This is a genomic window from Brevundimonas sp. (assembly GCF_023259385.1).
Lineage (GTDB): Bacteria > Pseudomonadota > Alphaproteobacteria > Caulobacterales > Caulobacteraceae > Brevundimonas.
The window spans coordinates 1-10,541 of the sequence record NZ_JAHFPF010000112.1; the positions used below are offsets into that span (position 1 = coordinate 1).

Below are 10,541 nucleotides of genomic sequence, written 5' to 3' on the forward strand. Positions count from 1 at the left end.
GCTGAGATCGAGAGACATGGACGCGGCCATGAATTCGACCGGGTGGTTGGCCTTCAGCCAGCCCGTCTGGAAGGAGATCAGCGCATAGGCGGCGGCGTGCGACTTGTTGAAGCCGTAGCCCGCGAACTTGGCCACCAGATCGAAGATGCCGCCTGACTGCTGCTCCGAGACGCCCTTCTCGGACGCGCCCTTGATGAAGCGGGCGCGCTGGAAGTCCATCTCCTCCTTCTTCTTCTTGCCCATGGCGCGGCGCAGCAAGTCCGCCTCTCCGAGGGAGTAGCCGGCCAGGATCTGGGCGATCTTCATCACCTGTTCCTGGTAGATGATGACGCCGTAGGTCTCCGACAGGGTCTCCTGCAGCGAGGGGTGCAGGTAGTCGACTTCCTGGCGGCCGAACTTCCGGTCGATGTAGGTGTCGATCATCTCCATCGGGCCCGGCCGATAGAGGGAGATCAGGGCGGTGATCTCCTCGATGGAGCCGCAGCGCATCTTGCGCAGCGTGTCGCGCATGCCCTGGGATTCCAGCTGGAACACGCCGACGGTCTGGCCCGAGGCCATCAGTTCATAGGTCGGCTTGTCGTCCAGCGGCAGCTGGTTCCATTCGGGCGCGGCGCCGCGGCGCTTCAGATAGCCGTGGGCGCGATCCAGCACCGTCAGGGTCTTCAGGCCCAGGAAGTCGAACTTCACCAGACCCGCCGGCTCGACCCATTTCATGTTGAACTGGGTGGCCGGGATGTCCGAGCGCGGGTCCTGATACAGAGGCACCAGCTCGGTCAGGGGGCGGTCGCCGATGACGATGCCGGCGGCGTGGGTCGAGGCGTTGCGGTACAAACCCTCCAGCTCCAGCGCCGTGTCCAGCAGGGCGCGCACCGAGGCCTCGCTGTCGCGGGCCTCTTTCAGGCGCGGTTCCAGCTCGATGGCCTGGGCCAGGGTGACCGGATTGGCCGGGTTGGCCGGCACCATCTTGGCCAGGCGGTCGACCTGGCCCAGGGGCATCTGCAGCACCCGGCCGACGTCGCGCAGCACGGCCCGGGCCTGAAGGGTGCCGAAGGTGATGATCTGGGCGACCCGGTCCTTGCCGTAGTGCTCCTGCACATAGGTGATGACCTCCTCGCGCCGCTCCTGACAGAAGTCGATGTCGAAGTCGGGCATGGAGACGCGTTCCGGATTGAGGAAGCGCTCGAACAGCAGGCCGAACCGCAGGGGGTCCAGATCGGTGATGGTCAGGGCCCAGGCGACCAGCGAGCCGGCGCCGGAACCCCGGCCAGGCCCCACGGGAATGCCGTGGGTCTTGGCCCATTTGATGAAGTCCGCCACGATCAGGAAGTAGCCGGGGAAGCCCATCTGGGTGATGATCCCGACCTCCCACTCCAGCCGGGTCCAGTACTCCTCCTCGGGGAAGGCGGGCGTGACCTCGGTCAGGCGCTGCTTCAGCCCCTCGCGCGCCTGGTGCAGCAGTTCGTCCGGCTCGGAGCGGCCCGCGCCGGTGTCGAAGCGGGGAAGGATCGGCGCGCGGGTGGTGACCAGGAAGGCGCAGCGGCGGGCGATGTCCAGCGTGGTGTCGCAGGCCTCGGGCAGGTCGGCGAACAGCTCGCGCATGGCGGCGGCGGTCTTGAACCAGTGCTCGCCGGTGATGCGGCGGCGGTCCTCCTGGCCGGTGAAGGCGCCGTCGGCGATGCACAGCAGGGCGTCGTGGCTCTTGGCCTGGGAGGCCTTGGCGTAGTGGACGTCGTTGGTGGCGACCAGCGGCACGTCGTTCTCATAGGCCCAGGCGACGAGGCCCCGCTCGCCCTGGGCCTCGCTGGCCAGGCCGTGGCGCTGCAGCTCGACGTACATGCGGTCGCCGAAGGTGGCGAACATCTCGTTGAGGGCGGCGTTCCCCTCCCCCGCCTTGCCCTGCACGAACAGGGGATCGACGGGGCCGTCGGGGCCGCCGGTCAGCAGGAGCAGGCCGTCGGAATGCTCGACCACCTTGTTCCACGGCACGCCCGGGTCATCCATCGACCCGGCGTCGAGGAAGGCCGAGGATGACAGCTGGCACAGGTTCAGCCAGCCGGTCTCGTTCTGGACGATCAGGACCACGGTCGGGACCTTGGCCCAGCGTTCGGCGACCTGGCCGCCGATGCCGGTGACCGGCAGGGCGCAGGCCACGATGGGCTGGACGCCCGCGTCCTTGGCCGCCTGGCTGAACTCCAGCGCGCCGAACAGATTGACCCGGTCGGCCACGGCCACGGCCGGCATGCCCGCGTCGGCGGCCATCTTGGGAACCTTGCCCGCCTTGATCGCGCCTTCCAGCAGCGAATAGGCCGAGCGGACCCGCAGGTGGACGAAGCCCTGACTGTTCAACGCTTCGCTCACCGCGTCTTCGCTCCGCTCTTCAGACTGTCCGTCATCCTGAACCGAGTCTCACATCCGACCCGCCGGAAACACCGGAAAGCGACCTGAGCCGAAGCCTCGCCGGGGAGCATTTGTGGACAGGTCCGACCCGGCGTCGGAGACCTGCGTTTCGCGCCCAAAAAAATACAGTGCGAAGAGTGCGAAACCTGAGCTCAAACCATTGAAAATGCTGAACCGGAGAATCGCACTGTTCGCACTCAGGCTCAGGCGGCCGGCACCACCAGAGCGACCTGCCAGACCACCCAGACGAAGCCGGCGCACGAGGCCAGCGACAACGATTCCCTCACCCAACGCGCCATGACAGCCTCCGGATTGATGTTCCGGATATGTTCTATGTTCTTGTTGCGTTCACGTCAAGCGTGATAGTTGATTTTATGGCTTGCCTGATGACTCGACTCGCCCTGAGAAAGGCGTAGCTTGGGTAATTGGTGGCGCCATCCTGCCGGCGACTGCGTATCGACGCAGGTAGAGAGCGGGGGCAGCCGGTAGGTCGCAGCCGCTGATGGTCTTCCAAGCATTCCTTGACGATAGTGCGGATGACAGCATCTACGTACTCGCGGGCCACATCGCTAGCGCGGAGCAGTGGGCGGCGCTGGCGGTCGAGTGGGAACGCCTCCTTCCGAAGTACGGCGTTTTAAGCAAGGACGGCCAGTATCACTTCAAAATGTCGGAGATGGCGCAAAACCAAGAGCGACTGGCTCGTATTGGTCCATTCTTCCGTCTGATTGAGGATCATATACCTGTTACACTCTCGTGTTGGCTAAAGTTGGATGATCTCCAGAAGGCTAACGCACGTTTTCAGGTTAAAGGGCAGTCTTTTCCACTTCCTTCGGAGATCAAACCTTTTAGGGTGGCGTTCAGGGCGTTGCTAAATACACTAGCGGACAGCATTGATATTCTGAAAGAAGAGTTGCCAATTGAATTTCCGATTGAATTCTATTTTGATGAGCAGTCTGAAAAATCTGAAATTCTTTCGGGGTGGGATCGCTATTTCAAAGGCAGTGGAGAAGGGCTCCGACAACTGATTGGTGCTGCCCCCAGGTTTGAGGATGATCGCCGCTTTCTCCCGCTCCAAGCCGCAGATTTTCAAGCTTGGTGGGTACGGAAGTGGCGTAAGGACGACACCCCTGAGTGGGGCGAGCCATCAGATATGGCAGGATACAGGCCCCGCAAAGAACGGACGGCTGTCGATATTCAAGTGCGAGAACGCGACATAGCTGACGTTCTCCGCTCCATGTATCTTAAGCGGGTCCCACAGGGCAGCCAGCTATTCGAGCAAGTTCCCCACGATGAGTTCAGTCTTTCCTTGAATTTCTCCATGACCAAGTCTGACGATTCTATCGATTAGGTCACGACTTCAACGAAGTTTAGTTTTTGGGCAATATTCAGATCGCGCACAGCTTTCCGGAACAATTCTGACTGGTCTAGGGCTGTTCCAGAAGGGCTTGATCTCATCCCGGAGGGTGGAAGCCGAGCAGGGTCAGCGTCGAGGCCAGGGCGGCGGAGTTGGTGGACTGGGTCTTGCGCAGCAGGCTGCCGCGGAAGAACTCGACCGTCCGGGGGCTGAGGGACAGGGTCTGGGCGATCTGTTTGGTGGTGCGGCCGGCGACGATCAGTTCCGCCACCTGGCGCTCGCGCCGGGTCAACGTCATCAGCTCCTGCCGGGGCGCCGTCTTCAGCACCTCCAGGCCGCGCTTCACCGCCGCGATGAGGACGTCGGGATTGGTCGGCTTCTGAATGACGTTGTCGACCCCAAGGCGCATGGCGTCGACCGTGGTCGTCACGTCCACGAAGGCGCTGATCAGCACCACGGCGTGGCGGCCCAGCGCGCAGAAGGCGGCGACCAGATCCAGGCCCTCGACGCCCGGCAGCTTCAGGTCGACCACGATGCAGGTCGGGTCGGCGTCCGACGCCCACATCAGGGCGTCCAGGGGATCGGAGAAACCGACCGGGTCGTAGCCCGACTCCCGGAACAGGAGCAGCAGGGTCTGCAGGATCGCGGGGTCGTCGTCGATGACCAGGATTTCCCTGGTGACCGCCGCGTCCGTCTGGCGCGACCGGTTGGCGGCGGGGGGAACGAGCTCGCCGCGATCAGGTTTGCCGCCGGGGAACAAAGTATCGGGAATCCTGTCGCACCTTCTACTGGCTGCCCGAAAAGGGAGGCTTGGGTCGCTGCTCATCGACCGCCGCCCAGACTAGAGGGCCGTGTCCGCTGCCGTAACCTCGTAGTCTCACGCAATTGCTCGCTGTGGGGGCGGTCTGTATCGCCCGATCGTTCGGAATCGGACTGGAAGGCGTCGGAAATCCCGCTCAATGTCTGCCCTTGAACGACTGATGTACAGGTGGCGGATCCGCCGGGACGCCGAGGGCGAACGCCTGCTGGACCTCAAGATCGAAGCGACGCGGCTGTTCAGCCTGACGGGGACGACCGCCGCGTCCGAGACCTGGGGCCTGCATCTGGTCGAGGGGGCCACGCCCTGCATCGACGCCATGCTGCTGGTGCTGGATTGCTGCCACAGACCCGGCGAGCATTGGGTGATCGAGCGCCGCGCGATCGTCGCCCGGGAGTTCGCGGGCCCGACCGCCTCGCGCGTGCGGCTGATGCCCGTGGAGGGCCAGTGGCTCGACCGGGAGCTGGCGCGCACGAGCCCCGATCAGGTGCGGTTGCGGGGCCTGCTCAGCTGGTCCGCCTTTCGGCAGGCCGAAACGGCCGCCTCCTGCTAGGGGGAGCTGGCGTGGCGCTCGGAGACCGAATTCCCCGACCTGCGCCTGAACTGAGGCCTGGCCCGATTGTACGGGTGGTCGGCGCCGAACGGCTGTAGACTCGGTCGAGACGCCGCCAGTCATCCGCCTTTTCGGCGGCAGGCGTCCCGGGAACGCCGCCATGGCCAAAGGTCAAGCACGCAGCAACAAGGAAGTTCGCAAACCGAAGGCCGAGAAGCCGAAGCCGCCGATCTCGGTGGGCAGCTCGCCGTTCACCCAGCCGCCAGGGAAGAAGTGAGAGCAGGCGGTAGGCAGTAGGCAGTAGGCAGTAGGCAGTAGGCAGTAGGCAGTAGGCAGTAGGGGCAGAGCGCCCGAAGGCTGCCTACCGCCTCGCCCCTCAGTACTCGTGGCTCTCGGCCGGGCGCTCTTCCAGATGCCCGTCCTTGATGGCGAAGACGCGGTCCATATGGCCGGCCAGCTCCATGTTGTGGGTGGCGATCAGGGCGGCGACGCCGGTCTGCTTGACCACGTCGTGCAGAGCCTCGAACACCGTCTGGCTGGTGGCGGGGTCCAGGTTGCCGGTCGGCTCGTCGGCCAGCAGCAGGCGCGGACGGTTGGCCAGGGCGCGGGCCACGGCGACGCGCTGACGCTCGCCGCCCGACAGCTGGGACGGCTGGTGCGTCAGGCGCTCGGACAGGCCCAGGGCGACCAGAAGCTCCTCGGCGCGGGCGCGGGCGACGGCCAGCTTGTGCCCGGCGATACGCAGCGGCAGGGCCACGTTGTCCCGGGCGTCGAACTCGGGCAGCAGGTGGTGGAACTGGTAGACGAAGCCGATGCGGTCCAGCCGGATGCGGGTGCGGTCGTGGTCGCTGAGGTCGGCGACGGCCTCCCCGTCGATGCGGACCTCGCCCTCGGTCGGCTTCTCCAGCAGGCCGGCGGCGTGCAGCAGCGACGACTTGCCCGAGCCCGAGGGCCCGATCAGGCCGACGATCTCGCCCGGCATGATGTCCAGATCCACGCCGCGCAGCACGGTCAGGCCGCCGGTGGCGGTGTCATAGGTGCGGGTCAGCCCGCGGACAGAAAGGACGGGAGCCGCAACCTTACTCATAGCGAAGCGCCTCGACCGGATCGAGCTTGGCGGCCTGCCAGGACGGGATCAGGCCCGCCACGCAGCTCATGAAGAAGGACCAGACGGTGACCCAGAAGACATCGACCGGGTCGACGAGGGCGGGCACGGCGTCCAGCATGTAGACGTCGGCGTTGAACAGCTGGGTCTGGAACACCCATTCCAGGAAATGCTGGATGGCGCCGATGTTCAGGCAGAACAGCAGGCCCAGCAGCAGGCCGGTCAGGGTGCCCGCCACGCCGATCATGGCGCCGGCGACGAAGAAGATCCGCAGCATGGACGACTGGCTGGCGCCCACGGTGCGCAGGATGGCGATGTCGCGCGTCTTGTTCTTCACCAGCATGACGATGCCGGAGATGATGTTCAGCGCGGCGATGGCGACGACGAGGCCCAGGATGATGCTCATCGCCACCCGTTCGACCTTCAGCGCGCCCCAGAAGGCGGCCAGGCGGTCGCGCCAGTCGGTGACCATGGCGCGGGGGCCGGCGGCGCGTTGCACAGGGATGCGCATGGCCTCGACCCGGTCGGGCTTGTCGATCTTGAGCTCGATCACGTCCCAGCGGCCTTCCTTGCCGTAGAAGATCTGGGCCTGTTCGAGCGGCATGAAGATGAAGGCCTGGTCGAAATCGGCGGTGCCCGAGCTGAACACGCCGCCGACGCGATAGGTCTTCTCCAGTCCGCCCAGGCTGCCGAAGGCGCTCGAGGCGCCGGTCGGGGAATAAAGGGTGATGGGGTCGCCGACGCGCAGGCCCAGCCCCTCGGCCAGGGCCTTGCCGATCAGGACGTTGTCGCCGCCGTAGGCGCCGACGCCGAAGGTCTGTTTCGCGCGGTCGTCAAGGCTGGAGTTGACGTACTCCATCGACGCCAGATCGCCCTTGGAGATGCCGCGGACGATGGCGCCCGTGGTCGCCCCGCCGGCGCGGACGATGCTCTGGTCGTTGGTCATGGGGGTGACGTAGGTCACGCCGGGCACGGTCTTCAGCCGCGTCACGGCGGCGTCGCGGTCGGGCGACTGCAGGATGTCGCCGGTGACGTACATATGGCCGTTGAAGGACAGCATCCGGTCCAGCAGCTCGGCGCGGAAGCCGGCCATGATGCTCATCACCACGATCAGGGCCATGACCGCCAGGGCGATGGCGACGTAGGAGATGATCGCGATCAGGGCGATGCCGCCCTCCTTGCGCTTGGCCCGCAGGTAGCGCGCCGCCAGCCCCAGCTCCCAGGCGGAGAAGGGACCGGCGGGCTTCGTCGGCTTCACTGCCGGCGCGGCGTTCGTCATCCGACAAGCCTCGCGATCGCTTCGTCCAGCGGCACGGAGATCTTCTCGCCGGTCGCGCGGCGCTTCAGCTCGACCACGCCATCGGCCAGGCCCTTGGGCCCGATGGTCAGCTGCCACGGCACGCCGATCAGGTCCGCGGTGGCGAACTTGCCGCCCGGGCGCTCGTCGGTGTCGTCGTAGAGGACGTCCTTGCCCAGGCCTTCCAGCCTGGCCACGGCCTCTTCGCAGGCGGCCGAGACGGCTTCATCGCCGGCGCGCAGGTTGATCACCATCACGTCGAACGGCGCGACCGAGTCCGGCCAGATGATGCCGCCGGCGTCGTGGCTGGCCTCGATGATGGCGCCCAGCAGACGCGACACGCCGACGCCGTAGCTGCCCATGTGGACCTCGGTGTCCTGGCCGTCCGGCCCGGCGACCTTGGCCTTCATCGGGGCCGAGTATTTGGTGCCGAAGTAGAAGATGTGGCCGACCTCGATACCCCGCGCCGACAGGCGGTCGCCCTCGGCGGTCTGGGCCTCGAACGCGGCGGCGTCGTGCATTTCCTCGGTCGCGGCGTACAGGGCCGTGCGGGCGTCGAAGACGCCTTCCAGCTGCTCGACGCTGAGGTTGTGGCCCGGCGCATCCATCTCGACCAGCTTGCGGTCGCAGAAGACCTCGCTCTCGCCGGTGTCGGCCAGGACGATGAACTCGTGGCTCAGGTCGCCGCCGATGGGGCCGGTGTCGGCGCGCATCGGCACCGCCTTCAGGCCCAGACGCGAGAAGGTGTTCAGATAGGCGGCGAACATCCGCTTGTAGGCGATGCGGGCCGAGGCCTCGTCCAGGTCGAAGGAATAGGCGTCCTTCATCAGGAACTCGCGGCCGCGCATCACGCCGAAGCGCGGACGGCGCTCGTCGCGGAACTTCCACTGGATGTGGAAGAGGTTCAGCGGCAGCGCCTTGTAGCTCTTCACGAAGCTGCGGAAGATGTCGGTGACCATCTCCTCGTTGGTCGGTCCGTACAGCAGCTCGCGCTCATGACGGTCGGTGATGCGCAGCATCTCCGGGCCGTAGGCGTCGTACCGCCCCGATTCGCGCCACAGGTCAGCCAGTTGCAGCGTCGGCATCAGCAGTTCGACGGCCCCTGCCCGCTCCTGCTCCTCGCGGACGATCTGCTCGATCTTGCGCAGCACCCGCAGGCCCAGCGGCAGCCAGGCGTAGATGCCCGCCGCTTCCTGTTTGATCAGGCCGGCGCGCAGCATCAGCTGGTGGGAGACGATCTGGGCGTCCGAAGGCGCCTCTTTCAGCGTGGGCAGGAAGTAGCGCGACAGGCGCATGGGGAGAATCCGGCAAGACGGGCGTGGGACAGGAGCTTTAGCCGGGTCAGAGGGGCGAAAGCTAGGCGGTCGTGGTCGCGGCCTGTCTTTGCGTCAACACCCGCGCCAACAACCGGCGCGCCGGTCCGTCGAACCAGCGCGCCGCGACAAATGCGGCGACCAGGCTGACGGTTCCCCCGAGCCCCGAGGCCAGCGGCCTCTCGCCCAGCATCTGGCCGAAGCCCATCACGATCGGCCCGTGCAGGATGTAGAGCGGATAGGACATCAGGGCGAGGACGGCGGCGGCCCGGCTCGCGCGGGGCGACAGGCGGGCGGTGATCGCCGCGACGGTGACCAGGGGCAGGACCAGCAGGACGGCGGCGGCGTCGATCAGGCCGTTCCAGCCGGCCACGTCCGGCAGCAGCATCACGGCCACGAACAGGCCGAACGCCACGGCGGCGGGCCAGCGCAGCGTCAGCCGCCCGGCCGCCCACATCCGGTGCAGCAGGACCCCCAGCGGGAAGGCGAACAGGATGCGCGCCGCGCCTCCGGCCATGGACGCGCCATGATGACCCAGCGAGCCGCTGTCGGCGGACAGGAAGGTCGTGGCCACGGCGATGGCGCCCAGGGCGACCAGCATGGTCAGGATGCGGTCGCTGAGCCGCCGGGCGAAGATCGCATAGAGGATGTTGGCGACCATCTCGAAGAACAGCGACCAGGCGGGCCGGTTCAGATTGAAGATCTGCACGTCGGCGCCCAGCGGCAGCGGGATCATCAGGACCGCGGCGGCGATGAGCACGGCCAGGGCGGCGAAGCCGTCGAGGCCGGTGGCGACGCTGGCGAACACCGCCGCGCCGATCGCCGTGCCCAGCAGGTACAGCGGCCAGAGCCGGACGATCCGCGTGCGAATGAAGGCGCCGACGCTCCAGCCGTCCAGCAGCCGACGCTCATAGGCGTGGGCCACGACGAAGCCGGACATGATGAAGAACAGATCGACCGCCAGATAGGCGTGAGGGACCAGCCGGTCGAGCGGCGGCAGGTGCAGGGCCAGGACGGCGAAGGCGGCGACGCCGCGCAGGCCGTCCAGGGCCATGAAATGGCTCTTGGGCGCCTCCGCCCGCGTGATCTCATCCGCCCCCATCGGCGAGGGATGTAACCGGCAAGGGTTAAAGCGCGGTGCAGGGCAATCTAGGGGTGCGGCAGGCCGATGCCGTAACGCGCCGCCAGATAGGGGATGATGGCCTCGTCCTGCAGGAAGCGGCGGCCGGTGGCCGCGCTGGTGTTCGCCTCGGGCCAGTCGAAGGTCTGGTCTAGCACCAGCAGCGGACAGGACTGGTGGTCCTCCCCGACCTCGGCGATCACGGCCGGACGCGGGCGCGGGTGGTCCAGGTATCTGATTTCCAGCTGCTCGCGCAGGGCCGGATAGAAGGACAGCACGCCCTCGACGATCGCGCCCGCCGGGCAGTACCAGGGGCCGCCGGCGTCGTCATGCCAGCCGGGGTTCAATAGGTAGAGGCGGTCGGTCATTCCCGGCCTCTAGACCGGCGGCGCCAGGTTCGGCAGGGGCATCCAGCCGATGAAGACCAGCAGCAGGATGACCAGCCAGACGATGGCCGCGACCCAGGTGGTGGTGATGAATTTCTTCTTCAGGTGCGGATTGGCCGGCGCGCCCCACTGGCTGCCGTCGGTCGGCTTCTCCTGGGCCTGCTGGTTCATGCCGATCGGCAGGACGGCGAACAGCACG

The 10,541-nt window shown here is 66.6% G+C and carries 12 protein-coding genes; 3 read left to right on the top strand and 9 right to left on the bottom strand.

The window, feature by feature from the left end:
• Both dnaE and Q0C81_RS09955 read right to left on the bottom strand, forming a co-directional pair.
• Positions 1-2,358 (bottom strand): DNA polymerase III subunit alpha (dnaE, locus tag Q0C81_RS09950; RefSeq protein ID WP_291837039.1); only part of this gene is annotated, 2,358 nt, incomplete at its 3' end.
• Positions 2,359-2,600: 242 nt separating this feature from the next.
• Positions 2,601-2,696 (bottom strand): cell division inhibitor SidA, encoded by a 96-nt coding sequence (locus Q0C81_RS09955; RefSeq protein ID WP_291837041.1) that lies wholly within the window; start codon positions 2,694-2,696, stop codon positions 2,601-2,603.
• A 203-nt stretch (positions 2,697-2,899) separates the two neighbouring features.
• Here Q0C81_RS09955 and Q0C81_RS09960 point away from each other — a divergent pair, with 203 nt between their 5' ends.
• Positions 2,900-3,745 (top strand): DUF3800 domain-containing protein, encoded by an 846-nt coding sequence (locus tag Q0C81_RS09960; RefSeq protein ID WP_291837043.1) that lies wholly within the window; start codon positions 2,900-2,902, stop codon positions 3,743-3,745.
• A 103-nt stretch (positions 3,746-3,848) separates the two neighbouring features.
• On the opposite strand, the gene Q0C81_RS09965 is transcribed toward Q0C81_RS09960, so the two are convergent.
• A complete protein-coding gene (locus tag Q0C81_RS09965) occupies positions 3,849-4,511 on the bottom strand; it encodes a response regulator (protein ID WP_291837045.1) in 663 nt (220 codons plus the stop codon).
• Positions 4,512-4,731: 220 nt separating this feature from the next.
• Here Q0C81_RS09965 and Q0C81_RS09970 point away from each other — a divergent pair, with 220 nt between their 5' ends.
• Positions 4,732-5,121, top strand: coding sequence for a hypothetical protein (locus tag Q0C81_RS09970; protein ID WP_291837047.1), 390 nt, complete (start codon positions 4,732-4,734; stop codon positions 5,119-5,121).
• A gap of 160 nt (positions 5,122-5,281) precedes the next feature.
• Positions 5,282-5,398, top strand: a complete 117-nt coding sequence (locus Q0C81_RS09975) for a hypothetical protein (protein WP_291837049.1) — start codon at positions 5,282-5,284, stop codon at positions 5,396-5,398.
• A 99-nt stretch (positions 5,399-5,497) separates the two neighbouring features.
• On the opposite strand, the gene Q0C81_RS09980 is transcribed toward Q0C81_RS09975, so the two are convergent.
• The 6 genes from Q0C81_RS09980 to Q0C81_RS10005 form a co-directional block, all read right to left on the bottom strand.
• The gene (locus tag Q0C81_RS09980; protein WP_291837051.1) at positions 5,498-6,208 is read right to left on the bottom strand and encodes an ABC transporter ATP-binding protein; all 711 of its coding nucleotides are present in this window, start codon (positions 6,206-6,208) and stop codon (positions 5,498-5,500) included.
• On the bottom strand, positions 6,201-7,505 hold the full coding sequence (locus Q0C81_RS09985; protein WP_291837053.1) for a lipoprotein-releasing ABC transporter permease subunit: 1,305 nt from the start codon (positions 7,503-7,505) through the stop codon (positions 6,201-6,203). The genes Q0C81_RS09980 and Q0C81_RS09985 overlap by 8 nt, the downstream gene beginning before the upstream one ends.
• Entirely contained in the window at positions 7,502-8,818 is a 1,317-nt protein-coding gene (gene proS, locus Q0C81_RS09990; RefSeq protein WP_291837055.1) for a proline--tRNA ligase, read from the bottom strand. Before proS ends, Q0C81_RS09985 begins: the two co-directional genes overlap by 4 nt.
• A 61-nt stretch (positions 8,819-8,879) precedes the next feature.
• Positions 8,880-9,890, bottom strand: a complete 1,011-nt coding sequence (locus Q0C81_RS09995; RefSeq protein ID WP_291837057.1) for an acyltransferase — start codon at positions 9,888-9,890, stop codon at positions 8,880-8,882.
• A 95-nt stretch (positions 9,891-9,985) separates the two neighbouring features.
• Complete coding sequence (locus Q0C81_RS10000; RefSeq protein WP_291837059.1) at positions 9,986-10,324, bottom strand: DUF3088 family protein; 339 nt, start codon at positions 10,322-10,324, stop codon at positions 9,986-9,988.
• Between the two features lie 9 nt (positions 10,325-10,333).
• Complete coding sequence (locus Q0C81_RS10005) at positions 10,334-10,540, bottom strand: DUF1467 family protein (protein ID WP_291837061.1); 207 nt, start codon at positions 10,538-10,540, stop codon at positions 10,334-10,336.
• Between the last annotated feature and the right edge of the window lies 1 nt (position 10,541).

Coding starts and splice junctions, on each gene's coding strand:
- Q0C81_RS09955 (WP_291837041.1), bottom strand. CDS start 2,696: ATGGCGCGTTGGGTGAGGGAATCGTTGTCGCTGGCCTCGTGCGCCGGC.
- Q0C81_RS09960 (WP_291837043.1), top strand. CDS start 2,900: ATGGTCTTCCAAGCATTCCTTGACGATAGTGCGGATGACAGCATCTAC.
- Q0C81_RS09970 (WP_291837047.1), top strand. CDS start 4,732: ATGTACAGGTGGCGGATCCGCCGGGACGCCGAGGGCGAACGCCTGCTG.
- Q0C81_RS09975 (WP_291837049.1), top strand. CDS start 5,282: ATGGCCAAAGGTCAAGCACGCAGCAACAAGGAAGTTCGCAAACCGAAG.
- Q0C81_RS09980 (WP_291837051.1), bottom strand. CDS start 6,208: ATGAGTAAGGTTGCGGCTCCCGTCCTTTCTGTCCGCGGGCTGACCCGC.
- Q0C81_RS09985 (WP_291837053.1), bottom strand. CDS start 7,505: ATGACGAACGCCGCGCCGGCAGTGAAGCCGACGAAGCCCGCCGGTCCC.
- proS (WP_291837055.1), bottom strand. CDS start 8,818: ATGCGCCTGTCGCGCTACTTCCTGCCCACGCTGAAAGAGGCGCCTTCG.
- Q0C81_RS09995 (WP_291837057.1), bottom strand. CDS start 9,890: ATGGCCCTGGACGGCCTGCGCGGCGTCGCCGCCTTCGCCGTCCTGGCC.
- Q0C81_RS10000 (WP_291837059.1), bottom strand. CDS start 10,324: ATGACCGACCGCCTCTACCTATTGAACCCCGGCTGGCATGACGACGCC.